This window comes from Flavobacterium covae, assembly GCF_001534645.1.
Classification (GTDB): Bacteria; Bacteroidota; Bacteroidia; order Flavobacteriales; family Flavobacteriaceae; genus Flavobacterium; species Flavobacterium covae.
Genome location: NZ_CP013992.1, coordinates 1308302 through 1334334, shown reverse-complemented (window position 1 = coordinate 1334334; position 26033 = coordinate 1308302). Strand labels below are relative to the sequence as shown.

Here is a 26033-nt window from a genome sequence, read left to right as displayed (position 1 = left end):
TATTTTTATCAAATCTACATATTTTGGACTTGACCCTTGATCCCGGACTTGATCCGTTTTTGAGTTGAAATTTTTAAAAATAAAAAAACCGATAATAATATTATCGGTTTTTTTATCATTTAGTGGGGAGAGCAGGATTCGAACCTGCGAAGGTTTCCCAACGGATTTACAGTCCGTCCTCGTTGGCCGCTTGAGTATCTCCCCATCACTTGACCGTGATTGCTTGATTGCGGTGCAAAAATACAACTGTTTTTTGGATAAACAAGCTTTTTTAAAGTCTTTTTTTTATTTTTTTTATAAATGCTTATTATTAAGTATTTTGTGATTTTATTTGTTTTAAAAATTGCCCTTTTTTATCTCTATTAAAGTATATTTAGACCTGTTTTTTATAAATGGGTTATAAGTAATTTGAAAGAGACTGTTCAAAAAGTCCGCAATCTTTCATTTCAACCAAAGGGAGAAATAACATAATGTTTATTATGAGACTCCTTCTTACGCTGGAGTGACAAACTACATGTTGATCTATTACTTTTTGGACAGCCTCTCAAATTTTTATTGGAATAATTTGAATATTCTAAAAAGTTAAATTTTTCCCTTAATTTCTTTTTTATATTTATTTAATAATGCTTTTGTCATGCCTAAATTTGCCTTTGTAGAATCTACAGCTAAATAGATAAAATATTCGTTGTTTTCAGAAACATCTATAATATGTATTTGAGATTTTAAATTAATTAAAATGTCTTCAATAGTTTCTTTTAATCCTAAAGCATTAATAGCATTTAATTTAGCCTTTACGACTTCAAGATTAAATGCTGATGCTAGTTCTGGATCAAAACTGGGATTAGTAGATAAAGTAAAATAAGAAATTCCGCTTTTTATTTCAGAAACGGCAACAGCAATAAAACCTGGTACATTATTTTTCAGGTCTTCACCAAATTGTTTTAAAAAATCTGACATATGATTAATTATTAAGTTAAAATTTAATTTATTTTTGGGGATTTAAGCATTGATTATTTTTACTATGCAAATATAAACAAAATTTTGAATATTTATACAATATGATGAATGAATTTGAAGATTTAGGAGTACGATTTAATAGATACTTAATATCGAAGGGACTTGGTGTTAATCAAATAGCTAGGATTTTGGAATTATCAGGTAGTCAGATTAGTAATATTAAAAATGGAAAGGTTTTTGGAGCTGATAAAATGTTCAAAATATTGAATACTTTTACAGATTTAGATGCTAATTGGTTATTTCGTGGAGAATCTATGGAACATCCAGAGATTGATATTAATAGATTAGATTATATTATTGAATTACAAAAAGAACGTATTATAGATCTTAAGAAAGAAAATGCGGAATTAAAAAAAATGTTAAAAGCGAAAAGTACTGAATGAAATATTTTTAACTAATATAATTCCATATATTTTTTTTCTTATTTAGTTCTATGAGTGCTTGCTTAAGTTTTTGATGTGTAAGTTTTTCCATGCTAGGATCTTCTTTGAGTAATCGGATAGCATGATGTCTGGCTAATTGCAAAATATCACGATCTTTTACAAGATCAGCAATTTGTAAGTTTAATACGCCGCTTTGTTGAGTTCCCATAATATCTCCCGGACCACGAAGTTTTAGGTCAACTTCTGATATTTCAAAACCATCATTAGTTTTACACATGGTTTCCATGCGTATTTTACTTTCATTACTAAGTTTAACGCCTGTCATAAGGATGCAGTAACTTTGTTCTGCTCCTCTTCCTACACGTCCTCTTAATTGATGTAATTGAGACAATCCGAAACGTTCTGCACTTTCAATAATCATGACTGATGCGTTAGGAACATTTACACCTACTTCAATTACGGTTGTTGCAACCATTATATTTGTTTTTCCTGCTGCAAAACGATTCATTTCTTCTTCTTTTTCTGCTGCTTTCATTTTACCATGTACTATAGAAATGGCATATCTAGGCAAAGGAAAATCTCTTGAAATACTTTCATAACCATCCATTAAATCTTTATAATCCATAGATTCTGATTCTTGAATTAAGGGATATACAACATAGACTTGTCTTCCTTTTTCAATTTCATCGCGCATAAATTTCCAAACTTTTAATCTATTACTGTCATAACGATGTACTGTTTGTATAGGTTTTCTTCCTGGTGGTAGTTCATCAATGATTGAAACATCTAAATCACCATATAGACTCATGGCTAAGGTCCTAGGAATAGGAGTAGCAGTCATTACTAATACATGGGGTGGAAGGGCTGCTTTTTTCCATAATTTACTGCGTTGTTCAACTCCAAAACGATGTTGTTCGTCTATAATGGCTAATCCTAAATTTTTAAATTGTACTTTATCTTCCAATAAAGCATGGGTGCCAATCAGTATATGTAAACTACCTTTTTGGAGTTCTTCATGAATGATTTTCCGATCTGAAGTTTTTGTTGAACCTGTAAGTAATTTTATGTTTATATTCAATGCTTTAGCTAATTCAGTAATACCATTAAAATGTTGGGTAGCTAAAATTTCCGTAGGTGCCATAATGCAGGCTTGAAATCCGTTATCTAAAGCTAAAAGCATACTCATTAAGGCAACAATTGTTTTACCAGAACCCACATCTCCTTGTAGCAATCGGTTCATTTGAGCTGGATTGCCTAAATCGTTTCGAATTTCTTTTAATACTTTTTTTTGAGCATTTGTTAAATCAAAAGGAAGGTGTTTTGTATACATTTCATTAAAGTAATAACCTACTTTTTCAAAAGGATGCCCTTTTATTTTATGCTTTCTTACTAGATTTTTAGAAATTAACTGTAATTGAATAAAAAAAAGTTCTTCGAATTTTAATCTAAATTGTGCTTTTTGTAAAAGTTCTTGACTCTTAGGGAAATGAATATTAAACAAAGCACTATTTTTAGGTATAAGTTGTAATTCTTCTAAAAGATAAGAAGGTAAGTTCTCCATAAATAAAGTGTGAGTTTCAATAAAAAGTTGTTGCATCATTTTATTGATTACTTTATTAGAGATCCCTCTGTTTTGTAGTTTTTCAGTAGAAGGATAAACGGCCTGCATTGATGTACGCAAATTAGCCTTATGTTCTTCTATTAATTCCATTTCAGGATGTGGCATAGAAAATAGACCATTAAAGGCGTTCGTTTTTCCAAATATGACGTAAGGGGTATTAATTTTTATATTTTCACGAATCCATTTAATACCTTGAAACCAAACTAATTCTATTTCGCCTGTACCATCTATAAATGTTGCTACTAAACGTTTTTTTCCTTTGCCAAATTCAACGGTTTTTAAATGAATAATTTTACCCACAATTTGCACTTCACTATTACTAGGTATTAACTCGTTAATTTTGTAATAACGAGTTCTATCTATATATCTATTGGGATAAAGATTTACTAAGTCAGCATATTTATGTATATTGAGTTCTTTGCGTAATAACTCTCCACGCTGTGGTCCAACACCTTTTAAATATTCTATAGGGGTTTCTAATAATGACATTGCAACAATCAGGAATTAATTTAATAACTTAATTTTTTTTCAATAAGTCTATATACCAAAAACCGTAATTAAGGTTTACATCATCTGAACTGGTATTACAAGTTTTATTTGAGTTGTCTGATTTTGGTCGTTCATATTTTCGATGAACAATTTCTCCAATTTCAAAATTAATAGGTTTTGAAAAAATAGGGCCATCAAAAGTAAAAGTATGAAATTCTCCATTTTCACCACAAGGATCTACATTTTTGGGCAAATCATTTATAAATTGATGATCTATAATACGACCTACAAAACTTTTATCTAAATATCGTTCATTTACACAAGTAACAATCGTTTTAAATCCTAAATTTAAAAAATCATAAATTAATTCTTTGGTATCTATTTTCCATAAAGGAAAAACACCTTTAAATCCTAGTTCTTTTAATTTATCTTCGCGATAATTACGTAAATCTTCTAAAAAAATATCCCCAAAAATAGAAATAGAGATTCCTTTATCTTTAAAATTAGATAAAGTACTTCGCATAATGGTTTCATAAATTTCCATAGTTGGTGCCTCTGGAATTTCCATTTTGTATAATGGTATTTTTAAACTTTTAGCTTGTTCTTCTAAAAGTTCAGTACGAACACCGTGCATAGAAATACGATCATAATGTTTGTTAACACTTGTTAAAAGAGTAATTACATCATAATCATTGGTTTTTAAAATTTTATAAAGAGCTAATGCTGAATCTTTTCCACTGCTCCAATTAAAAATAGCTTTTGATTTCAATTTTTGAGATTTTATGGTAAACTTACAAAAACATTGTATTTTTAAAAAGTAAATTATGAATTCTGATTTACAAAGGATAGCTCTTAGTTTTTTATAAAAAATAAATAAATGAAAAGTTAAAAATGTAAATAATACCATTTAAACTTTGAAATCTCCTCATAATACTATTTTTTTAACCTTGAGACTGTCCAAAAAGTTCAGAATCTTTTCATTTCCACCAAAGGGAGAAATTCCATAATGTTGATTTAGACACTTTCCTACAAAAACAATAAAAATGAGTGTCGGTTCTCGATGCGCTTCGCGCTCGAGCTAAGGATGATTTCAATTATATACTCAATCGTTTGTTTGAGTTGTTTTTAAAATGAAAAAAAACAGATCGAGAATTTTACTTTTTAATCCAGTATATTTTAAGTTTAAATGGTATAAATACTAAAAAATAGATACATTTATAATAAAAAAATAGCCCAAGATAATTGAGCTATTAATGTAAGTTATAAAGGGTATACTTATTTCTAATATTATGTAGTATACATTTTTTTTCTCATTTCTTGAATTTTATCATCTTCAAGGTATTCATCAAAAGTCATATAACGATCAATAACACCATTTGGTGTTAATTCTAAAATACGATTACCAACTGTTTGAGCAAATTCATGATCATGTGTTGTAAATAATACTGAACCTTTGAAGTTTTTTAATGAATTATTAAATGCTGTAATAGATTCTAGATCTAAGTGATTAGTAGGTTCATCTAACATTAGTACATTAGCGCGTAACATCATCATTCTAGAAATCATACAACGTACTTTTTCTCCACCTGATAATACACGCCCTGTTTTTAATGCTTCTTCACCAGAGAAGATCATTTTTCCTAAAAAACCACGTACATAAACTTCATCACGCTCTTCTTCGGTTTTAGCCCACTGACGTAACCAATCTACTAATGTATAATCGTTTTGAAAAAAGCTATGGTTATCAGCAGGTAGATAGGATTGATTAGTAGTAACTCCCCAATCAAATGTACCAGAATCAGCTGTCATATTACTGTTTATAATTTCATAAAAAGCACTAGTAGCACGAGAATCTTTAGAGAATACAACAATTTTATCTCCTTTAGCCATGTTTAAATCTACATTTTTAAACAAAACTTCCCCATCTACAGAAGCTGATAGATTTTGAATATTTAAAATTTGATCACCTGCTTCACGTTCTTGATCAAAAATAATAGCAGGATAACGACGGCTAGAAGGTTTAATATCAGAAATGTTTAATTTTTCAATCATCTTTTTACGAGATGTTGCTTGTTTAGATTTAGCAACATTTGCAGAAAAACGACGAATAAATTCCTCTAATTCTGCTTTTTTCTCTTCTGCTTTTTTATTTTGTTGAGCACGTTGTTTAGCTGCTAACTGAGATGATTCATACCAGAAAGTATAGTTTCCTGAATAATGAGTTATTTTACCAAAATCAATATCAGATACGTGGGTACAAACAGCATCTAAAAAGTGACGGTCGTGAGAAACTACTAATACCGTATTTTCATAGTTAGCTAAGAAGTTTTCTAACCAACCAATTGTTTCAAAGTCTAAGTCATTCGTAGGCTCGTCCATAATAAGCACATCTGGATTACCAAATAAAGCTTGTGCTAATAATACACGTACTTTTAATTTTCCTTCCATTTCACTCATTAATGTATAATGATAATCAGGACCGATACCTAAATTAGATAATAAAGTAGCTGCATCAGAATCCGCATTCCAACCATTCATTTCTTCAAATTGAATCTGTAATTCTCCTATTCTGTCAGCATTAGCATCGTTATAATCTAAATATAACTCATCCATTTCTTTTTTAACAGCATATAAAATTTTATTTCCCATTAATACCGTTTCTAAAACAGTATGATCATCAAACATGTTGTGATTCTGGTTTAAAACAGACATACGCTTACCAGGCTCTAATATTACATGTCCAGAAGTAGGATCTATATCACCTGATAAAATTTTTAAAAATGTAGATTTTCCCGCACCGTTTGCGCCTATAATACCATAACAGTTACCTTGGGTAAAAGTTACGTTTACTTCGTCAAACAAAATTCGTTTACCAAATTGTACTGATAAATTTGAAACTGTTAGCATTTTTTATTTTTTTAAAACGTTGCAAAAGTACTAATAACTAATCACTAATTAGTGATTAGTTGTTAGTTTTTTATAAATTGCGTGAAATTCTAAAAATTAAGCATGAAAATACCTTTTGAAAATGCGCCTTTTTATCATTACGTGTTAGAAATACTTGCATTTTTTATAGGTATGCGCTTTTATTTCTATCTAAAAAAAAAGAATCGTATTATATCAGATGAAAATAGACTTTGGATATTATTAGGAGCTATGATAGGAGCTTTTATTGGTTCAAGATTTATTGCAGTTTTAGAAACTCCCAGTTTAATTCATAAAATGTCCTTTTTAACTGTTTTTCAAAGTAAAACAGTAGCAGGTGGTTTTTTTGGAGGCTTATTTGGTGTAGAAATAATAAAAAAAATTATTGGCGAAAAAAAAGCTTCTGGCGATCTATATGTTTACCCTATTATAGTAGCACTCATTATAGGTAGGATAGGATGTTTTGGTATGGGAATTAAAGAACCTACTTATGGAATAGAAACTTCCTTTTTTACAGGAATCAACTTGGGTGATGAAAAACAAAGACATCCAGTAGTTTTATACGAAATTACTTTTTTAGTATGCCTCATTTTTTTATTCAATAAACTTAAAAATGTTGATTTAATAAATGGAGATCGTTTTAAGCTTTTTTTCCTGCTTTATTTTTTATACCGTTTCTTTATTGAGTTTTTAAAACCTTATGAATCTTTGATCTTAAAATTAAGTATTATCCATTGGATATCTATTTTTATATTTATTTATTATTATCACTTTATTATTAGAATTATAAAAAAAATATTAAATGCCCACTAGAGATTATATATATTACGATGCCACGCAAAGTATTTGCCCAGAATGTTTACATCTTTGTAATGCCAAAATTGTATTTAAAGATGAAAAAGTATGGATGTTAAAACATTGTAAAACCCATGGTGATTCAAGAGTTATGATTGCGGATGATATAGAGTACTATCGTCAGATAAGAAATTATAACAAACAATCCGAAGTCCCATTAAAATTTAATACAAAGCTACATTATGGTTGTCCTTATGATTGCGGATTATGTCCTGATCATGAACAACATTCTTGTTTATCTATAGTAGAGGTTACAGACAGGTGTAACCTAGCTTGTCCTACTTGCTATGCCAGTTCAGCTCCTAATTATGGCAATCATAGACAGTTAGACGAAATTGAAAAAATGTTAGATGCCATTGTTGCCAATGAAGGAGAACCCGATGTAGTCCAAATTTCAGGAGGAGAACCTACTGTACATCCTCAATTTTTTGAAATCTTAGATTTAGCCAAGTCAAAACCCATTAAACATTTAATGGTTAATACTAATGGAATAAGGATAGCCAAAGATATTTCATTTGTGGAAAAACTAGCATCTTATATGCCTGATTTTGAAATTTATCTTCAATTTGATAGCTTTAAACCTGAAGTTTTAGAAAAAATGAGAGGAGAAGATTTAAGCGAAATTAGAAAAAAGGCCATTGAAAACTTAAACCAATTCAATTTATCTACTACTTTAGTCGTTACCTTACAAAAAGGAGAAAATGATGACGAAATTGGTAAAATTTTAGAATATGCTTTACAGCAAAAATCTGTTAGAGGAGTCACTTTTCAACCCACCCAAGTTGCAGGAAGAAACGAAAATTATGATGACAACCAAGGAAGAATAACATTAACAGAAGTTCGCAGAAAAATTTATGAGCAATATCCTGTTTTTACTCCACAAGACTTAATACCCGTACCATGTAATCCAGATGCTTTATGTATGGCTTATGCCCTAAAAATGAATGGAGAAGTTTTTCCTATGACCAATCTTATTAATCCCGAAGACCTTTTAAATAACTCTAAAAATACAATTGTTTTTGAAAGTGATGAAAAACTCAAAAATCATTTACTTACCTTATTCAGTACAGGTATTTCAGTAGATTGCGCAGAAGAAGAACTAGGAGAGTTAATGTGTTGTTTACCTAGAGTCAAATCAGACCATTTACAATATGACAATTTATTTAGAATTATCATTATGAATTTTATGGATGCTCATGATTTTGATGTAAGAGCCGTAAAAAAATCATGTGTACATATCGTTGACAAAAAAGGAAAATTAATTCCTTTTGAAACCATGAATCTGTTTTATAGAGATGAATCTATAAAAGAAATTAGAAAACAACTTAATTAAAATATAATACCATTTAAACTTTAAATTTTCTTTTTAAAAATAGTACATCTACAAAAGCAACAAAAATTAGCATTCATTCTTGATACGCTTCGCGCTCGAACGAACCATGATTTCAATTATAACTCAACCGTCCGTTCGAGTTGTTTTAAAATGAAAAAAAAGAGCGAGAATTTTACTTTTTAATCCAGTATATTTTAAGTTTAAATGGTATAAAATACCTCTCGTTTGTAACTTCAACCTTAGTCTAACTATAAAATTTACTCCAAAATATCCATATCAAAATCTTTTTTGCAGATTTTAACTTCGTTAGTCGTTTTGCTCATTTTGATTACCGAATGTCCCACCTCCCCTTGGATGGTAACCGAAGTGTCTTTGGTTTCGTTTTTAAACCTATAATCCGATTCGTATTGACTCACAACGAAAACACCGTTTGTTTCCTGAAAGGTCATTTTTACTACTTCATTCAATACCCTTACGGTATATCCCGTACTTTGTTTATAGTTGAAATTATCACTGCTCATCTCAAAAGTATAGTCCGAAAGGATATGATATTCCACGGTTGTCGGGCGACATTCTTTTTTGGTAAGCGTCAAGGAGCCCAGTAGCGGTAATTTAGGATTTTGCGAGCGAAAATGCAGGATATAGTTAGCTTTATCACTGGTTTCTTCCAATTTGAATTGCAAATCTTTGCGATTCAAAAAAGCATAGCTTTCATAGAAGTGTTCCAACTGCCCAAAAACCGAAGTCAAATAAAATGGAATTAGTTCCCTTGGATTCCGTTCTTTTTTAAAAATAGCATTTTCGGCTTGCTGATACGTATCAAATTTAGCTTTGTCCAATTGATAAGTACTTTCGCAACCAATAGGCGAAACGGACTTCAAGAGGCACGTGCCTTTAAAACTATAAAAAGGCGTTTGGTTGATTTGTGCTACAGCTTCCACCGTGTAAAAATCGGTGGTATTTGAGCGGTAATGCTGTTTGAACTGCGCACGCATTTTCAATACCACTCGCTCCAACTCAATTTCCTGAGGGGTTCTAAAATCTTTGTGTTCCTGTTTTTTGATTTGTGCACCAATGCCTTGTATAGTTAACAATGCAAAAAGAAGTGGACGTAGTAACATGCGTAGCCTATTTTGGGTTAGTAGTTCTTAAAGATACTAAAACGCAGGTATTTATGGAAAATTTTGTGGGATAAAAAAAAAGTACCCAACAGAATAACTTTTTTGAACGCTCTTTTGTATAAAATGCTATTTTTGAATAGCAAATAAACAAAACATTTTCCTCTACTAAACCCTGCGCTATTGTTTAGTGTTCCTTTTTTAGCCTTTGGATATTGTTTTACGGAAAACCGTAAGTTTATGAAAATATAGAAGTTTAACTTTATAACAAACCATTAAACAACAAACCAATGAGTTTCAAATTACTTGCCATACGACCCCTTGACGGATGCAATGAAAAATTTTTAAAGAATTTAGAAGAAAATAGGATTTACCAGTTTTATAATGATTATACATTTTATGATGAAAACGGAGTTATAAAAGAGTTTGGAAAAGACAATTATAAAGAGGTTAAAAAAATTGAATATAAAGAAACTGTCCCAGCAGATTTATATAATCAAGGACAACTAAAAATTAACGTTTCTGCTATTGTTGGGAAAAATGGAAGTGGGAAGAGTGCTTTGACAGAGTTGTTATTTGCAAGTATTTATAATTATTCGAAAAAGAATATTCCTGAATTTTCTAAGGTTGACAAATATCTAGATGTAGCTTGCGAAATCTTTTTTTGTGAACATCATTCTTTTGAAGAAGATGAGAAAATTATTAAAAAAGATTATTATTATGCTTTAAAAATAAATAAAGATAAGATTGAAGTTCATTTTTTTTCACAGAAAATGAATAACGTTAACGAATATTTGTTTTATAACATTGTTTCTAATTATTCTTTATATGGATTAAATTCAAAAATACTTAAATCTTGGATAGACCACTTATTTCATAAAAATGACGGTTATCAAACTCCTCTTGTGTTAAATCCAATGAGAAAAGAAGGTATAATTGATATAAATAGAGAATATGAATTGGCTAAGGATAGATTGATTTCTAACGTGTTAGAAAGTCAGTCGGTTAATAAAAATGCTACAGAAATATTAAAAAATAAACGAGTTAAGAGTATTATTTTAGAACCAAAACAAAAAGAAATTGAATTAACCGAAGAGGAGAGGAATAATAAAACAAAATATTTAAAACAGTACTTGAAGTTAATTTTTAATTCTTTAAAAAATAGTCATATTGAAGAAGATATTACGGATGAAAAAATAAATGAAATCATCTTTTCAAAAGAGAAAATAGTCAATTATTGTACAGATTATATACTTTTTAAATTAAGAAAAATATCTACTATATATTCTAAATCAGAAACTATTTTTAAAGAAATAAATTATGAAGACAATTCTTCAGTGGATTCTTTTTTGAAGAATTTAGAATTGAGAGACCATGGTTCAGATATAACTTTTAAGCTTAGAAAAGTTATAAACTATTTGAAATATGATATTTATGAAAAAAAGGAAAAATTGACTTTTGAAGGAATTGAAATTAAAGAGTTAGCAACCAGAATAGATGATGTTAGAAGAAAAATGTTACTCGATTATAACACAGAAATGGGAAATAAAAATGTTGATCTTTTTACATATCCTTTTTGGTTAGTTAGTAATATAGCATTTGTTCCACCATCTATTTATGAAATTGATTTTGAATTTGATACAGGTGGTGAATTTTCATCGCTTAGCTCAGGAGAAACTCAAAAAATCTTCTCAATAAATACGATTTTGTACCATTTAATCAATCTAAATTCAAAACACAATAGTAATTTATATACTAATTCAGAAGGTAAAAGTGTTGATATTAAGTATGAATTCATAAACATTATTTTCGACGAAATTGAATTATATTTTCATCCAGAAATGCAAAAGGATTTTTTAAATGATTTATTATATAAAATTAATTCTACTTATTTATCAGGTTTGAAAGCGATAAATATTTTGTTCATCACCCATTCCTCTTTTATTTTATCTGATATTCCAAAACAAAATGTGTTGTTTTTAGAAGTAAAAGAGGGTAAATCACAACCTAGTGATTACAAAGGCGACAATACTTTTGGTGAAAACATTCACGAAATGTTCGCAGGTGGTTTTTTTATGGAATCAACCAAAGGAGCTTTTGCTAAAAAAATAATTTGTAATAGCCACTACTTTACCTGACAGTTGTAAGTTAAATTAAGTTTGTCAGATTGTTTGTTTTTTCAATTCCTGCGGGGCTTTTTCAGATGAAAGAAAAAAATGATTCTGATGCAATTTATTCAAGTTTTTTTCATCTGCCAAATATTTGGTATCTAAAAAAGTTTTTAAAGGAGTTTGTCCATAACAAAACTTACCAGAATGGGGTCTGTTTTGATTGTATTCTATAAGCCAAAGGTCAAGGTCTATTTGAAGTTGTTCAATTGAGTTATAAACTTTTTTTCTAAAAGCTATGGCATAAAATTCATTTTGTATAGTTCTATGAAAACGTTCGCAAATACCATTAGTCTGAGGACTTCTAGCTTTGGTTTTAGTATGATCTATGTCTTCAATAGCTAGATAAAGTTGAAAATCGTGATCTTGTGAACCACAATACTCTGTTCCTCTATCGGTAAGTATTCTAAGTAAAGAAACATCTTGTTCTTGATAAAATGGGAGCACTTTATCATTGAGCATATCTGCTGCTACGAGTGAATTTTTTTGGTCGTATAGTTTTGCAAAAGCAACTTTAGAATAAGTGTCTATGAAAGTTTGTTGGTAAATTCTTCCTACTCCTTTAATTGTGCCAACATAATAGGTGTCTTGTGCTCCCAAATAACCTGGATGAGCGGTTTCTATTTCTCCGTGAGCTTCTTTTTCTTCTTTAGCTTTTTCAATGGCTACGACTTGTGATTCAGTAAGAATCAAACCTTCTTTTGCTACTTTTGTCTCTAAGGCTTTTAATCGCTTTTTAAAGGTCTCTAAATCATTACGAAGCCAAATCGAACGAACTCCTCCAGGAGAAAGTACAATGCCTTCTTTACGCAATTCATTACTCACTCTTTGCTGACCTAGAGCTGGATTATCTGTAGCAATGCTTACTACTTTTTGCTCAATGTAGGGTTCAACACGATTTTTAATAATGGGTTTGCTTCGACTTATTTCTTGAAGTGCTAATTCGCCTCCTGTTTCATATAATTCTTGAAAACGATAAAAACTATCACGACTGTAGCCCATAATCCTACAAGCTTCTGATACATTTTTTAATTTGTTTGCTAAGTTTAATAGTCCAATTTTATTACCTATTATTTTTTGATTTGTTGTCATATTTAATCTTTGTTTAAAATTAATACTTTAATTGGTAACTGTCAGATTAAATATTAACTATTACAAATAATTGAAGAATTGGTTTCTGATTTGATTGATTTTGAACAAGGGAAAAAAAGTAAAGAAGAATATCTTTCTATGCAACACGGGCTTTATAAAAAAGTTGAATTAATTGGAGAAACTTATATTAGAGAAGTTTTAAAAACACATATCCTACAAGTTGAAGCACGATTTAATGTCAAAGATTTTTTACAGAGAAAAAAGATAGAATTGGAAAATCAATTAAATAATATAAATAAAGAGCTAAATGAATAAAATAGATTATTCAAATATAACTAATGATTACAAAAAATTAATTCTTGATTTTTGTAATTCAGGAAAAATAAAACGTGAAGAAATAAAGACATTTCTTGTAGATTTTGATATTAATATTTGTTTTGAAGACTTGATTCTATTGCCAGTTGAAGAATTAAAAAACATTAAAAGTGTAAATTTTTCAGATATAAGAACTAAGTATAATTATGATGAAAAAATGACTAAAAAACACATTAGTCATATAAAATCATATTTTAATTATTCAAGACTTCAAAAATATCTATCAAATTTTTTGATGAATAAATTATCTGCTTTAAATTTAAAAAGTTGTTATTATTGCAACATTGATTATATAAATACGTTTGTAGCTTTTAATAATGAGTACTTTGATAAGTATGACTTGATAAATAATGTAGAAGATACTATAGAATTAGAACTTATTAATAATATTGGCTATAAAACGGCTAATAAAATTTTTAATTTGAAAGGTCAAATCAATTCTGAAAATGAATATAATAGCAGATTAGACAAAAATACGAGAAAAATTTTAGATAATCTTTTTGAAAATGGAAAGATAAAGTTAGATAAGATCAAATCTCATAATCATTTTACATTAGATCATTTAATGCCCCAAAAAGATTATATTCATCTTTCATTATGTTTATATAATTTAATTCCGGTTTGTTATTCTTGCAATTCAAAATTCAAAAAAGACAAAAAGATTTACTCTAGAGTAGAAGAACTCGAATTTATTTCACCTTCATCTAGTAATTACGATTCAAATATTTTTGAGACTTTATTAAATTTCAGAAAAGGATTTTCCCTAGATAATGTAGATAATAAAGAGAATTTTAAAATAAAAATTAATTCTACTTATACTGAATATTTAAAAATTTTAAAATTGCAAGGAAGATATAATTTTCATAAAGATATTTCTTTTGATATGATACAAAAAAGTAAAAAATATCCTGATACCGAAATCAATAAAATCTCAAATTTGTTAGGTATTCCTGCCAATCAAATAAAGAAAGATATTTTCGGGAAAGAATGTTTTGAAACAAACAATGAGCCTTTTGAGAAGTATAAACAAGATATTGCCAAGCAAATAGGATTGTTTCTTCTGTCAAATGATTCTTCAAAATGTAAAGGGAATTAGTTGTTTTGTCTTTACTTTATGAGACTTCTCGTGCCTCGGAGTGACCAACTGTGTGGAGTTCCTTGTGTGAATTATATTTAAAAAAAATAGCATAACGGCTTCTTTGAGTTCATATTAGATCGTCGTAGCGGTACGACGGTCTACTCAGATTTTTTATCTGTGTATCTGTGGCAAATTTTTATACTTTGCATATCCCCCATATAGGAATTGCGAACTTTGCGGTTAAACAGCTAGTTAAAGTATTATGAGACTCCTCGTTGCCTCGGAGTGACAAACCGTGTGGAGCAACTTTGAGTATCTCTGTGTAATAGCAAATTAAAGAAAAGCCTGAAAAAAATCTCAGGCTTTATATTATCGTATTTTCTTAATAAAATCCCCAATACCATCCACACCATTAGCGGTTAAATGTTTGATAAATGCACTACCTATAATAGCTCCCTGTTGGTGAGTAGTGGCATGTTGGAACGTTTTAGCATCGGAAATTCCAAAACCAATTACCTGCGGGTTGTTGAGTAGCATTTTAGCGATACGTTCAAAATACGCCATTTGCTCTTCGCCAAAGCCTGTTTGACTTCCTGTAACGCTTGCTGTACTGACCATATAGATAAAACTATTGGAAATAGCATCGATCTGGCGAATACGTTCGTCACTGGTTTGTGGAGTGATTAAAAAGATATTTTTCAAGTCGTATTTTTCAAAAATTGACTGATATTCTTGTTGGTATATCTCCAAAGGTAAATCGGGGATAATTAAACCGTCGATGCCTACTTGAGCGCATTGCTGACAAAATTTTTCTACTCCAAATTGCAGTATCGGATTCAAATACCCCATAATTAATAACGGAATTTGTACCGTTTGACGAATGGTTGCCAATTGCTCGAAAAGTAGGGCAGAAGTCATTCCGTTTTCTAATGCAATCGTCGAACTTTCTTGTATAGTAGGTCCATCGGCCAAGGGATCACTAAATGGTAATCCAATTTCAATCATATCGACTCCGTTTTTTTCTAGTTCTTGGATAATGTGTACGGTGTCGTTTAATGCAGGATACCCAGCGGTGAAGTACAGGGATAAAAGCCCCCTAGAAGCCTCCCCAACCCCTCCAAAGGAGGGGCTAGCTGTTGCGTTGAATTTTGACGTGAAAAGTTTATTTATTCTATTCATAATTTTCTGTTTCAAGTTTCAAGTTTAAGGTTAGGTAACGTGGAACTTGAAACCTTAAACTTTAAAGTGTTTTTATTAATACTTTTTATGTGTTCCTACATTCCCCTTCGGGGGTTAGGGGGCTTCTTGGACTTCTATTGCGTCCAGTTAAGCCCCTCCTTTGGAGGGGTTGGGGAGGCTCTTTATATAGGTTTCCAAATCTTTATCACCTCTTCCTGAAAGGTTAATGACTACGATATCCTCTTTCTTGAATTTTTTTAAGTCAAAAATGGCTAAAGCGTGCGAACTTTCAATTGCGGGAATGATGCCTTCTTTTTTACAAAGGTTAAGGCCTGCTTGCATCGCTTCGTCATCGGTAGCCGACATAAAAGTGGCGCGTCCGCTTTTGAATAAGTGGGTGTGTAACGGACCTACACCTGGGTAATCTAATCCCGCCGAGATGGAATAGGGCTCTGTAATTTGGCCGTCTTCGGTTTGCATTAATAGGGTTTTGCTTCCGTGGATAATGCCTTCTTTTCCTAATATGGAGGTAGCGGCACTTTCCCCTGAATAAATTCCTTTTCCTGCGGCTTCAACAGCAATTAAATTGACATTTTCATCGTCTAGGAAATGATAAAAAGCGCCAGCGGCATTACTTCCTCCACCTACACAAGCAATGACATAATCAGGGGTTTCTCGACCTTCTTTTTCGAGTAATTGTTTTCTAATTTCTTCCGAAATAATACTCTGAAAACGGGCTACCATATCAGGGTAGGGATGAGGTCCTACTACAGATCCGATGATGTAAAAGGTATCAAGCGGATTGTTAATCCAATCACGAATAGCCTCATTAGTCGCATCTTTTAAGGTCTTTGAACCTGAGGTGGCAGGACGGACTTCCGCTCCAAGCATTTTCATACGAGCAACATTGGGTGCCTGACGTTTGATGTCTATTTCGCCCATATACACAATACATTGTAAACCCATTAAGGCACAAACCGTTGCAGTTGCTACTCCGTGTTGACCAGCACCCGTTTCGGCGATGATGCGGTGTTTGCCTAATCGTTTAGCTAATAAAATTTGGCCAATGGTATTATTGACTTTATGTGCTCCTGTATGGCATAAGTCTTCTCGCTTTAAATAGATATTGGTACCATATTGCTCCGATAAATTTTTAGCAAAATACAGAGGGGTAGGGCGACCCACATAGTCTTTTAATAATTGTAGATATTCTTGCTGGAAACTCTCCGTTTCAATAATATCAAGGTACTGTTGGCGTAACTGCTCCACATTAGGATACAGCATTTCTGGGATAAAAGCCCCTCCAAAATCACCATAAAATCCTTTTTCGTTTACTGTATATTTCATTTTTTTATTTTTAGTTGTTTCAAGTTTTTTGGTTACACAGAGTTAGGCACAAAGTTTCACAAAGTTTGATGCTTATTAATTATTACTCTTTACTCTTTACTCTTCACTCTTCACTCTTCACTCTTTACTCTTTACTCTTCACTCTTTACTCTTCACTCTTCACTCTTCACTCTTTACTCTTTACTCTTTACTCTTTACTCTTTACTCTTTACTCTTTACTCTTTACTCTTTACTCTTTACTCTTTACTCTTTACTCTTTACTCTTTACTCTTTACTCTTTACTCTTTACTCTTTACTCTTTACTCTTTACTCTTCACTCTTTACTCTTCACTCTTCACTTCTTTACTCTTCACTTCTTTACTCTTCACTCTTCACTCTTCACTCTTTACTCTTCACTCTTTACTCAAAATTCGTTAATCTTAAATCATCAATCAGTAACCTACATTTCTCCACATCTTTCAGCCCTGCGTCAATTTCAAATTTACTATTAACGTCTATGGCGTAACATTTTTGACCGATATTGGTTTTTAAAAATGCTTGAACCGAATCTATTTCCTCTAATCCAATACCTCCACTTAAAATAAAAGGCTTTTCCGATGGATAGTTTTCCAATACTTTCCAGTTGAAGGTATAGCCGTTACCACCGTGGTGTTTCCCTTTGGTATCAAATAAAAAATAATCACAAACACCTTCATATGGTAGAATTTGCTGAAAATCGAAAGTATCATCCACCGAAAATACTTTAAAAACTTCTACGCCTAATTTTTGGACAGCCGCACACATTTTTACCGATTCGCTTCCGTGTAATTGGATAGCATCTAGTTGGTAATCTGCAACCTTTTTTGTGATGGTTTCCAAATCAGCATTGACAAACACGCCCACTTTTTTGATGGTATTGGGAATCTCAGGGATATTTCCTGTGCAATGCCTTGGAGACATTTCATAAAAAATAAAACCTAAATAATCGGGTTTTAGTTTCGAAATCGCCTGTATGTTTACAGGGTATTTCATACCGCATATTTTGATTTTTATTGACATATATTTTTTTGTGGCACAAAGTTTCTCAAAGTTTCTCAAAGTTTTACACTAAGTTTCACGAAGTTTATAAAACTTGTGTGACTTTGTGCTTAACTTCGTGTGACATTGTGTAACTGAAACATTAGTGTTTACATTGATTTATAAATTCTTTTAACGCCACTTCTGGATTATCAGTTTTCATGAAATTTTCACCTATTAAAAAACCTTGATAACCATATTGTTGGAGTTCAATCACAGAACTAGGTTCGCTAATTCCACTTTCGGAAACTTTGACAAATTCATTTGGGATTTTAGGAGCGAGTTCTTTACTGTAATTCAGACTTACGTCAAAGGTTTTTAGATTACGATTGTTTATGCCAATCATATCCAAACTAGGCATAATCGACTTTTCCAATTCTTCTTCGTTGTGGACTTCCAATAAAACTTCTAAAGCTAAGGATTGCGCAAATTCCGATAATTGTTTGATTTCTTCTCGGGTTAAAACCGCAGCAATTAATAAAATGGTATCGGCCCCGTAAGCTTTCGCTTCAAGAATTTGGTATTCATCCACGATAAATTCTTTTCGCAATAAAGGCACCGAAGTCGATGCTTTGGCGAGAAGTAAATCATCTAACGAACCTCCGAAGTATTTTCCATCAGTCAGCACAGAAATCCCTGAAGCACCACCATTTTGATACCCCGTTACCACCGAATCGACACTAAGATTTTGATTGATAACCGCTTTGGAAGGCGACCTGCGTTTATGTTCGGCAATAATACCCACAAAGTTGTTTCGTAAATTTTTACTCATCGAAGTCGTTTTACCTCCAAATAACACCGATTGCTCCAATTGGCTCACCGGTATAATCGATTTTTTAAGACCAACTTCTATTTTTTTATCTGCTATTATTTTATCTAGAATATTCATTGTTTTTAGTGATAAGTGATAAGTGATAAGTGAATAGTATTTTGTGATTAGTTCATTTTTAGTAACTCTCTGACTAATCACTTTTTACTTTTCACTAATTACTTAATTTTTGTAATTTCTCCAACTTCTCCAAAGCCCTTCCACTCATTAAACTCTCTTTCGCTAGTTCAAATCCGTCGAGTACCGAACAATTTTGAGCGGTAGCGATAGCCAATCCAGCATTAGCACAAACCACATTGTTTTGAGCCGTAGTACCGTTACCTTGAAGAATATTCATAAAAATATCAGCCGATTCTTGTACGGTAGTTCCGCCAGCAATATCGATAGCGTTTAATTTGGTTACGCTAAAATCCTCTGGTTTTAAGATTCTTTCGGTATTTCGAGAAATAACTTTGGTTGCATTCGTTAACGATACTTCGTCATAACCATCTAAATCGTGTAAAATGGTAAAATTAGTTTCGGTATTTTGGTACAAATAAGCATACATACGAGCCAATTCTAAATTGAAAACACCTACCATTTGATGTTTAGGAAAACTCGGATTCACCATAGGTCCTAACATATTAAAGAAGGTTTTTACACCCAATTCCTTGCGGATAGGTGCTACTTCTTTCATAGCAGGGTGGAAAAGCGGCGCGTGCAAAATACAAATATTTGCTTCTTCCAAACATTTTTCTAAAAAGCCTTTCTCATTACTGAATTTAACCCCAAGGTTTTCCATTACATTACTCGACCCAGAAATAGAGGAAAGTCCGTAATTACCGTGTTTAGCCACTTTGGTACCTGCACCAGCCGTGATAAAAGAAGCTAAAGTCGAAATGTTAAACGTATCTTTTCCATCGCCACCCGTTCCACAAAGGTCAATGGTATCATAAGCCGAAAAATCGGTTGCGATGCATAAATCTAATAACGCTTGACGGAAACCTGCTAATTCAGCAATGGTAATAGGGCGCATCATAAAAACCGTTAAGAATGATGCAATCTGACTCGGATTGTACTGTCCGTGTGAGATGTTAACTAATATTTGGTACGCCTCGTCTTGCGAAAGTGTTTCGTGTTGGAATAATTTATTAAGTGTTGATTTCATTAGGTGTGAATTAAAAATGATGAATTAAAAATTAAAAGTTCATTTGTATGATTCTATGAAATGAAGTAACACAATGTTTTTTCACAACGTTTCACAATGAAAAAAACTTCTTTGACTTTGTGTCTGAACTTTGTGCGACTTTGTGTAACTACCCACGCCAACTCACCCAATTCTCTAAAATCTTTTTACCCAAAGGAGTTAGTACACTTTCAGGATGGTATTGTACCCCACGAACATCGTAAGACTTATGTTTTAAGGACATAATTTGTCCGTTTTCATCTACTGAAGTTACTTCCAAAACCGTTGGGAAGTTTTCATTAGCTACCACCCACGAATGGTAACGCCCTACTTCAAACTCCGCTGGTAAATCTCTGAAAAGGACTTCATCCGGATTCGTTAATTTGACCTTTGTGGCTACCCCGTGATACACCTTTTCTAGATTGGTTAACTGCCCGCCAAAAACTTCTCCTATCGCTTGTTGCCCAAGGCAAACCCCCAAGATACTTTTGGTAGGCGCATATTTTTCGATAACTTGTTTTAATAAACCCGCCTCACTCGGAATCCCAGGACCAGGAGAAAGCAGGATTTTATCAAACTTTTCTAGCTCGGCTAATTCAAACTCATCGTTGCGATACACCGTAACCGCACAATCTAAATCTTCTAGGTAATGTACTAGGTTGTAGGTAAAACTATCGTAATTGTCTATGACTGCTATTAGCCCCCTAGCCCCCGAAGGGGGAACTGCTGTATGTGTTGTATTCATCTTTATTTTCTTTTTTTGTTTCAGGTTGCGCACTGAATACTGCGACTGAACACTGATTACTTAAATTGTTTCCGCTAACTCCAGCGCTTTATTCAACGCTCCTAATTTGTTAAACACTTCGTTATTTTCATTTTCTTCCACCGAATCGTTAACGATACCCGCACCAGCTTGATAATGCAATTCGTGATTTTTGCTAATAAAAGTACGAATCATTATGGCGTGGTTAAAATTTCCTTCAAAATCCATTACTCCAATGGCACCCCCATAAAACGAACGGTTGGTGTTTTCAATTTCTTCGATTAAATGTAAGGCTTTGTGTTTAGGCGCTCCTGAAAGCGTCCCCGCTGGAAAGGTATCTGCCACCACCTGCATTGTTGTTGCCGACTCGTGTAATTCGCTGGTTACTTTAGAAACCAAATGAATGACGTGCGAAAAGAATTGGACTTCTCTGTATTTTTCTACTTGCACCTGATGTCCGTTACGACTCAAATCGTTGCGGGCTAAATCGACCAACATCACGTGTTCGCTATTTTCTTTAGGGTCTTCTGACAATTGTTTTGCCAAAAGCGCATCCTTTTCATCATCACCCGTACGTTTGAAAGTCCCAGCAATAGGATGGATTTCGGCTTTGCGGTTTTGGATTATAATTTGAGCCTCAGGAGATGAACCCATAATTTTGAAATTACCATAATCAAAATAAAATAGGTAAGGAGAAGGGTTGATGCTTCGTAAAGCACGATACACATTAAATTCGTCGCCTTTGAATTTTTGCGAAAAGCGACGGGACAACACCAATTGGAACACATCGCCACGGGCACAATGTTTCTTACCTAAGCTGACATTTTGTTTAAAAGCTTCATCGGTCAGGTTAGAAGTACTTTGACCTTCACGCTCAAAAGTATATGAAGCAAAGGTTTTCGATTGTATGTATTGCTCGATTTCGGCTAAATTATCCTGTCCGTTTGTACTATGGCAAAACAAATAGGCTTCATTTTTAAAGTGATTGATAGCAATGATATTCTGATAGACGCTATAATGCATATCGGGAATGGCTAAATCCCCTTGTTTTTTTTGGATATCCACTTTTTCGAAATAGCGCACAGCATCAAACGTAGTGAATCCAAAAAGTCCGTTGGTTATAAATTTGAAATTGGATTTTTCTACTTCAAAACTTGTAGTGAAGCTTTCAATGGCATCCAACACTTCTTTTTTATGGCTAATACTTTTGGTAGTGGAAGAGCCGTCAGGAAAGGAAGTGGTTATAGTCTCGTTTTGAATCGTAATCGAAGCTATGGGATTGCAACAGATGTACGAAAAACTTTTATCATTAGTATGATAATCGTTACTTTCTAGCAAAATGCTGTGTGGGAATTTGTCCCTTAGTTTCAAGTAAATGCTTACCGGCGTGATGGTGTCGGCAAGGATTTGTTTGTAGGTGGTATGTAATTGTATTTTGTTCATTTTGTGTGTTTTCTAAATTTTTAACAATAAAAAAAGGCTTGTCGTGATTGACAAGCCTTTATTGTATATGTTTATTAAACTTTACATAGCTGGTACTGCTCACGACGTTTGACGTAAGTTGTTCCACCACCAAGTATTGTTTAAACTATTTTGCATTTTTATTCTAAATATTTGTATACTGCAAATGTATAGAATTATTTTTTTAAAATCCAAAACAAATTTTAAAAAAGCGTGTTGAATTTTTTATTTCCTTGTAGGATAGTGTTCGATATATGATTTTATATAACAAACGAATCTGTTTTTAAATAAACCTGTGGCTACGGATTTTTTAAAGGAGGTATATGTCGTAGCAGGTGAGAAATGGAGGAGGAAGATTAGGAAAGGGTTTGAGGAGTAGTTTTTTTAGAGATTTTACTCCTATTTTGTCACTCCGACGCTAGGAGGAGTCTCATTATCAGAGTATAAATATTCTGTTTTAAAATAGTTTAAAACTGAATATTTATAAAAAAAATAAACCTCGCTAAAACTTTTTTATGAGGTTTGTTTTTCTTAATTACTTTAAAAAATAGTGATGAAATGTCTTCTCTAGTTATGAGCAATTTTTTTAAGTATAGGATATTCTCCAAATAGATGTTGCTTTTCTTGCTAAATCATTTTGTCGTCTATCCAATATAGTAGGGTTCCAATCATTATAATTAATTTCATTGCTCATTTGATATTGACTATTTGAATAAAAAGCTTTCTTTTGGTCAAAAGGTAATATCTCACAATCTCTATTTATGTGATCTTCTAACAATGTATAATTTCCTAATCTGTAAATATAGTTTGGTTGAATAATTTGAGGGAAATCATTATCCCAATTTGCGCCAGCATTTTCAGGTAAAATATGTTCAATTGTTGCAGGATCTAATTCATAATCTCTATCTCCTCCTTGCATTAAATTATTTTCTAATTCAAATAAAATATATCTTGCTAATTTCTTAGTACGACCATAAGAGTATAATTTAAGAGTAGAAAAATCATTTTTGAAGTCTGCATCAGAAATATAGAGTTCTCTTATTTCATTGAAAATGCCTTGTGCTGTTGTCAAAGATAAATTAAATATCTTTTGAGATACAGAATTGTATAATTCTTCCATTCTATTAGCTTGACGACTACCTATAACATTATAGCGAAATGAAATTGTTGAAATTACTTTTAAAGTCTTGTCAAATTCTTGGTCTGAAAATTTTTCTTTGGCTACCATTAAAAGTGGTAATTGTTGTTTAACGCCAAATAACTTCATTTCACGGATACGTTTGATTCTTTCTCTGTTACCTTGCCATAAAACATTAAAAGGATCTTGTAAAGCTAAATATGTTTCTGAATATCTATCTAAGTCGTTGAGTAAATCAAATACTTGTTGATTTGATTTGATTTCTGTTCTGATTGTTTTGAATAATTGTTCTTGTCTTACCAGTGGCTTTCTTGAAATCCAAAAATGTCTTAAGAATACAGGAAATTTGTCTATTCCAACACTAGTAGCTATTTTTTTCCAAATATCCTTTGCTATCCTTAAGTCAGATGGTGTAATTAAAGAAAATAAATAGTTTTTCAATAGGTCAGATACGGTAAGATCTACGCCCCTGTAATTTAGGGTTTCAAATAAAGTATATGCACTAAGTTCATCTTCAACCTCAATTTTAATAAACATTGTTTTATCCCCAATTGACTTACTTAGAAATGTTGCTAGTTCAGAGCCTGTCGCATTAGAGTATAGTTCACCTATTTTCTTATAAAAAAAGTCAAAAGCTTGCCATAAAAGCCGATCTGAGTCTATTAACATTAGCTCATTTTGAGGTGAAATTAGTTGTAATAAATTTCTTTGGTAGAAAGGGTCATTATTCTCATTTAAAAATAATTTGCTTGAATAATGTAATGAAGCGGGGTCTTTTTGACCTAAAAAACCTCTTCTAAGTTCACTTATTCTTTCAGTATTATCTTCAGGTTCAATACCACTATCTATCAAGTCTTGAATTTTTTTAATTATTGCTAATGCAAGTAAGCTCAGAGTTGTAAATCTTTGTTGGCCGTCAATAACTAAAAATTGTTTTTCACCAATTTTTTGAAGAACAACTGCTCCCATATAATGATCCTTTCCAGTATTTAAAAGGATTTTTATGTCTTCCCATAAATCAGTCCAGTTGTCAACTTTCCAAGAATAATCTCTCTGAAAAATAGGAACTTTATATGTTACACCATTTCCGAGTAAACCACTTAAACTTGATGTACTTGGTGTCATTAAACTTTTATCTGCCATAATTTATTTAGTAATTTTGTTAGACAAAGTTACAAAACTGTTTTTTATCAAAAATATAGTCTGTTTATAAAATTGTGTCGTATCACTCAAATATGCGTATATAATTGAAAATTAATTAACTTTTTATTGATAATCATTTTAATTTCTAATACTATGTGTATTTTAAATTAACTACGTATAAGTATAATAAAAAATAATTATTCAAATTCTCTAGCTTATTTTGATAAGTTTTTCTCACTTTTAAAATTTGATTCAGTCTTTATGGTATTGAAGCAATAAAGCTTATTTTAGCCTAAAAATAAACCAATTTAATTTTTAAATTACAAATGATTCCCCACCTCGAAGCAGAAATATATCACTTCACTGAAGCCGAAGGCGGAAGAAAAACTCCTGTAGCTTCTGGTTATAGAGGACAATTTTATTATGATGATAAAGATTGGGACTATAGGTTAAACCCAGCAATTGACCGTTAATAAATACGAAATGCAACCTTATCCTAAAGTTGCATTTCGTGTATAGACTAATTTGTAGTATTACTATTGAGTTTTAATTTTGAGTACTTGTCGTTAGATCAACAGATTTAGCTCTACCCACAATCAGATTGTTATATTGATCAATCAAGGCATTGAGCTGATTAATAGAGGTTGCGTAAGGTGAAATAGCAGGTGCCTCAATTAGCGTGTGAAATGCTGTAATACGGTCTCTTAAGGCATAGTACACGGTGTTGGCTTCGTTGCGTTTGCTGATTAAATTTTCTGGTGTAGCATTGCCATATTCTTGAGTTCTATCAAGATACACGGTGTTAAACGCATTGTTTTGTTTTTTCATTTCGTCTTTCCATGCTGTCAAATTAAGGGTAGTAAGAGCAGCTATAAGTTCTGGTTTTGTTTCCCAATCGTTGATGATGTTAGTCAGGGTAGCTGTTTCGGCTTGGTAGTTTAATCGAGAGATCCCCGAACCGTAAAATCGTAGGTTAGTGGCTAATTTTTGTGCGGCTACTCGAAGGGTTTCCTCAAAATGGTATTCATAGCCTTGAACCACATAGAATAAACCATTTATACAATCGTCCCTTCTTTTGTCAATGTTTAATAGGGTAGTGGTGTTTTCGTCGGGTAAACTGAGAATTTTTCCATCCATATCTAAATCATAATCGCTCAAACAAAATGTTTCTTCATCTGAATAAACCGAAAATTCTACTGAATTAGAAGTTCTATAGTGAACGTAAACTTTGTTTACTTTTAGATAGGGATTCTTTTCTAATTTAGTTTTTGTTTCATATTTAAGAAAGTCAGAATAATAATCATCATAAAGTTTACCATTCATTTTTGTATTTATATCTATTTTATTTGTTTGGATTAAATATCTTTTAAAAGGAGTATCTTTATTATCTTCCCACCAATTAGTTTTAGTTGTTTTACAGCTTATCAGTAAAATAAGTATAAAAAAATAGAAAGATGATTTACTTTTCATTTTTCGGTTCGTTATTTTTTATAATGAA

The 26033-nt window shown here is 31.8% G+C and carries 22 protein-coding genes and 1 tRNA gene; 7 read left to right on the top strand and 16 right to left on the bottom strand.

Going from position 1 to position 26033, the window contains the following annotated elements:
- Nucleotides 1-123 precede the first annotated feature (123 nt).
- Nucleotides 124-204: transfer RNA gene (locus tag AWN65_RS05925), tRNA-Tyr, on the bottom strand.
- A 378-nt stretch (nt 205-582) separates the two neighbouring features.
- The gene (locus AWN65_RS05920; RefSeq protein WP_060382326.1) at nt 583-957 is read right to left on the bottom strand and encodes a hypothetical protein; all 375 of its coding nucleotides are present in this window, start codon (nt 955-957) and stop codon (nt 583-585) included.
- 101 nt (nt 958-1058) lie between these two features.
- Between AWN65_RS05920 and AWN65_RS05915 the strand changes: the two genes are divergently transcribed.
- Nucleotides 1059-1400: a helix-turn-helix domain-containing protein gene (locus AWN65_RS05915; RefSeq protein WP_235588356.1), complete on the top strand. Its 342-nt coding sequence runs from the start codon at nt 1059-1061 to the stop codon at nt 1398-1400.
- A gap of 7 nt (nt 1401-1407) precedes the next feature.
- On the opposite strand, the gene recG is transcribed toward AWN65_RS05915, so the two are convergent.
- From recG to AWN65_RS05900, 3 genes are all read right to left on the bottom strand, one after another.
- Nucleotides 1408-3510: an ATP-dependent DNA helicase RecG gene (recG, locus tag AWN65_RS05910; RefSeq protein ID WP_060382324.1), complete on the bottom strand. Its 2103-nt coding sequence runs from the start codon at nt 3508-3510 to the stop codon at nt 1408-1410.
- Between the two features lie 28 nt (nt 3511-3538).
- A complete protein-coding gene (locus tag AWN65_RS05905; protein ID WP_060383841.1) occupies nt 3539-4279 on the bottom strand; it encodes a Dph6-related ATP pyrophosphatase in 741 nt (246 codons plus the stop codon).
- 518 nt (nt 4280-4797) lie between these two features.
- Nucleotides 4798-6417, bottom strand: coding sequence for an ABC-F family ATP-binding cassette domain-containing protein (locus tag AWN65_RS05900; RefSeq protein ID WP_060382323.1), 1620 nt, complete (start codon nt 6415-6417; stop codon nt 4798-4800).
- A 102-nt stretch (nt 6418-6519) separates the two neighbouring features.
- Between AWN65_RS05900 and AWN65_RS05895 the strand changes: the two genes are divergently transcribed.
- Both AWN65_RS05895 and AWN65_RS05890 read left to right on the top strand, forming a co-directional pair.
- A complete protein-coding gene (locus AWN65_RS05895; RefSeq protein ID WP_060382322.1) occupies nt 6520-7248 on the top strand; it encodes a prolipoprotein diacylglyceryl transferase family protein in 729 nt (242 codons plus the stop codon).
- Nucleotides 7238-8623 carry a radical SAM protein gene (locus AWN65_RS05890; RefSeq protein WP_060382321.1) on the top strand — a complete coding sequence of 462 codons (1386 nt, stop codon included), beginning with the start codon at nt 7238-7240 and terminating at the stop codon, nt 8621-8623. Before AWN65_RS05895 ends, AWN65_RS05890 begins: the two co-directional genes overlap by 11 nt.
- A 257-nt stretch (nt 8624-8880) precedes the next feature.
- Here AWN65_RS05890 and AWN65_RS05885 read toward each other — a convergent pair whose 3' ends face one another.
- Nucleotides 8881-9744 (bottom strand): hypothetical protein, encoded by an 864-nt coding sequence (locus AWN65_RS05885; RefSeq protein WP_145902546.1) that lies wholly within the window; start codon nt 9742-9744, stop codon nt 8881-8883.
- A gap of 287 nt (nt 9745-10031) precedes the next feature.
- Here AWN65_RS05885 and AWN65_RS05880 point away from each other — a divergent pair, with 287 nt between their 5' ends.
- Nucleotides 10032-11879 (top strand): AAA family ATPase, encoded by a 1848-nt coding sequence (locus AWN65_RS05880; RefSeq protein WP_060382319.1) that lies wholly within the window; start codon nt 10032-10034, stop codon nt 11877-11879.
- 24 nt (nt 11880-11903) lie between these two features.
- Here AWN65_RS05880 and AWN65_RS05875 read toward each other — a convergent pair whose 3' ends face one another.
- A complete protein-coding gene (locus AWN65_RS05875; RefSeq protein WP_060382253.1) occupies nt 11904-13001 on the bottom strand; it encodes an IS481 family transposase in 1098 nt (365 codons plus the stop codon).
- Between the two features lie 78 nt (nt 13002-13079).
- Here AWN65_RS05875 and AWN65_RS05870 point away from each other — a divergent pair, with 78 nt between their 5' ends.
- Nucleotides 13080-13316 carry a DUF5320 domain-containing protein gene (locus tag AWN65_RS05870; RefSeq protein WP_060382318.1) on the top strand — a complete coding sequence of 79 codons (237 nt, stop codon included), beginning with the start codon at nt 13080-13082 and terminating at the stop codon, nt 13314-13316.
- Nucleotides 13309-14472, top strand: coding sequence for a hypothetical protein (locus AWN65_RS05865; RefSeq protein WP_060382317.1), 1164 nt, complete (start codon nt 13309-13311; stop codon nt 14470-14472). Before AWN65_RS05870 ends, AWN65_RS05865 begins: the two co-directional genes overlap by 8 nt.
- A gap of 351 nt (nt 14473-14823) precedes the next feature.
- Here the strand turns inward: AWN65_RS05865 and trpA are convergent, their stop codons facing one another.
- The 8 genes from trpA to AWN65_RS05825 all read right to left on the bottom strand — a co-directional run bounded on the left by trpA (nt 14824) and on the right by AWN65_RS05825 (nt 24535).
- The gene (gene trpA / locus AWN65_RS05860; RefSeq protein ID WP_235588355.1) at nt 14824-15633 is read right to left on the bottom strand and encodes a tryptophan synthase subunit alpha; all 810 of its coding nucleotides are present in this window, start codon (nt 15631-15633) and stop codon (nt 14824-14826) included.
- A 147-nt stretch (nt 15634-15780) separates the two neighbouring features.
- Nucleotides 15781-16980, bottom strand: a complete 1200-nt coding sequence (gene trpB / locus AWN65_RS05855; RefSeq protein ID WP_060382316.1) for a tryptophan synthase subunit beta — start codon at nt 16978-16980, stop codon at nt 15781-15783.
- A gap of 399 nt (nt 16981-17379) precedes the next feature.
- Nucleotides 17380-18018 carry a phosphoribosylanthranilate isomerase gene (locus AWN65_RS05850; protein WP_235588354.1) on the bottom strand — a complete coding sequence of 213 codons (639 nt, stop codon included), beginning with the start codon at nt 18016-18018 and terminating at the stop codon, nt 17380-17382.
- 121 nt (nt 18019-18139) lie between these two features.
- Nucleotides 18140-18925: an indole-3-glycerol phosphate synthase TrpC gene (gene trpC / locus AWN65_RS05845; RefSeq protein WP_060382315.1), complete on the bottom strand. Its 786-nt coding sequence runs from the start codon at nt 18923-18925 to the stop codon at nt 18140-18142.
- A 94-nt stretch (nt 18926-19019) separates the two neighbouring features.
- Complete coding sequence (gene trpD / locus AWN65_RS05840; protein WP_060382314.1) at nt 19020-20012, bottom strand: anthranilate phosphoribosyltransferase; 993 nt, start codon at nt 20010-20012, stop codon at nt 19020-19022.
- A gap of 148 nt (nt 20013-20160) precedes the next feature.
- Nucleotides 20161-20775 carry an anthranilate synthase component II gene (locus AWN65_RS05835; protein WP_060383838.1) on the bottom strand — a complete coding sequence of 205 codons (615 nt, stop codon included), beginning with the start codon at nt 20773-20775 and terminating at the stop codon, nt 20161-20163.
- 60 nt (nt 20776-20835) lie between these two features.
- The gene (locus AWN65_RS05830) at nt 20836-22236 is read right to left on the bottom strand and encodes an anthranilate synthase component I family protein (RefSeq protein WP_060382313.1); all 1401 of its coding nucleotides are present in this window, start codon (nt 22234-22236) and stop codon (nt 20836-20838) included.
- A gap of 604 nt (nt 22237-22840) precedes the next feature.
- Nucleotides 22841-24535 (bottom strand): DUF262 domain-containing protein, encoded by a 1695-nt coding sequence (locus tag AWN65_RS05825; protein ID WP_060382312.1) that lies wholly within the window; start codon nt 24533-24535, stop codon nt 22841-22843.
- Nucleotides 24536-24861: 326 nt separating this feature from the next.
- Here AWN65_RS05825 and AWN65_RS15030 point away from each other — a divergent pair, with 326 nt between their 5' ends.
- Nucleotides 24862-25008, top strand: coding sequence for a hypothetical protein (locus AWN65_RS15030; RefSeq protein WP_201025141.1), 147 nt, complete (start codon nt 24862-24864; stop codon nt 25006-25008).
- A 73-nt stretch (nt 25009-25081) separates the two neighbouring features.
- Here the strand turns inward: AWN65_RS15030 and AWN65_RS05820 are convergent, their stop codons facing one another.
- A complete protein-coding gene (locus AWN65_RS05820; RefSeq protein WP_060382311.1) occupies nt 25082-26005 on the bottom strand; it encodes a DUF6261 family protein in 924 nt (307 codons plus the stop codon).
- Nucleotides 26006-26033 lie beyond the last annotated feature (28 nt).

What these genes read in the sequence shown, in the direction of transcription:
- AWN65_RS05920 (WP_060382326.1), bottom strand. Translation starts at nt 957, where the DNA reads ATGTCAGATTTTTTAAAACAATTTGGTGAAGACCTGAAAAATAATGTA.
- AWN65_RS05915 (WP_235588356.1), top strand. Translation starts at nt 1,059, where the DNA reads ATGATGAATGAATTTGAAGATTTAGGAGTACGATTTAATAGATACTTA.
- recG (WP_060382324.1), bottom strand. Translation starts at nt 3,510, where the DNA reads ATGTCATTATTAGAAACCCCTATAGAATATTTAAAAGGTGTTGGACCA.
- AWN65_RS05900 (WP_060382323.1), bottom strand. Translation starts at nt 6,417, where the DNA reads ATGCTAACAGTTTCAAATTTATCAGTACAATTTGGTAAACGAATTTTG.
- AWN65_RS05895 (WP_060382322.1), top strand. Translation starts at nt 6,520, where the DNA reads ATGAAAATACCTTTTGAAAATGCGCCTTTTTATCATTACGTGTTAGAA.
- AWN65_RS05890 (WP_060382321.1), top strand. Translation starts at nt 7,238, where the DNA reads ATGCCCACTAGAGATTATATATATTACGATGCCACGCAAAGTATTTGC.
- AWN65_RS05885 (WP_145902546.1), bottom strand. Translation starts at nt 9,744, where the DNA reads ATGTTACTACGTCCACTTCTTTTTGCATTGTTAACTATACAAGGCATT.
- AWN65_RS05880 (WP_060382319.1), top strand. Translation starts at nt 10,032, where the DNA reads ATGAGTTTCAAATTACTTGCCATACGACCCCTTGACGGATGCAATGAA.
- AWN65_RS05875 (WP_060382253.1), bottom strand. Translation starts at nt 13,001, where the DNA reads ATGACAACAAATCAAAAAATAATAGGTAATAAAATTGGACTATTAAAC.
- AWN65_RS05865 (WP_060382317.1), top strand. Translation starts at nt 13,309, where the DNA reads ATGAATAAAATAGATTATTCAAATATAACTAATGATTACAAAAAATTA.
- trpA (WP_235588355.1), bottom strand. Translation starts at nt 15,633, where the DNA reads ATGAATAGAATAAATAAACTTTTCACGTCAAAATTCAACGCAACAGCT.
- trpB (WP_060382316.1), bottom strand. Translation starts at nt 16,980, where the DNA reads ATGAAATATACAGTAAACGAAAAAGGATTTTATGGTGATTTTGGAGGG.
- AWN65_RS05850 (WP_235588354.1), bottom strand. Translation starts at nt 18,018, where the DNA reads ATGTCAATAAAAATCAAAATATGCGGTATGAAATACCCTGTAAACATA.
- trpC (WP_060382315.1), bottom strand. Translation starts at nt 18,925, where the DNA reads ATGAATATTCTAGATAAAATAATAGCAGATAAAAAAATAGAAGTTGGT.
- trpD (WP_060382314.1), bottom strand. Translation starts at nt 20,012, where the DNA reads ATGAAATCAACACTTAATAAATTATTCCAACACGAAACACTTTCGCAA.
- AWN65_RS05835 (WP_060383838.1), bottom strand. Translation starts at nt 20,775, where the DNA reads ATGAATACAACACATACAGCAGTTCCCCCTTCGGGGGCTAGGGGGCTA.
- AWN65_RS05830 (WP_060382313.1), bottom strand. Translation starts at nt 22,236, where the DNA reads ATGAACAAAATACAATTACATACCACCTACAAACAAATCCTTGCCGAC.
- AWN65_RS05825 (WP_060382312.1), bottom strand. Translation starts at nt 24,535, where the DNA reads ATGGCAGATAAAAGTTTAATGACACCAAGTACATCAAGTTTAAGTGGT.
- AWN65_RS15030 (WP_201025141.1), top strand. Translation starts at nt 24,862, where the DNA reads ATGATTCCCCACCTCGAAGCAGAAATATATCACTTCACTGAAGCCGAA.
- AWN65_RS05820 (WP_060382311.1), bottom strand. Translation starts at nt 26,005, where the DNA reads ATGAAAAGTAAATCATCTTTCTATTTTTTTATACTTATTTTACTGATA.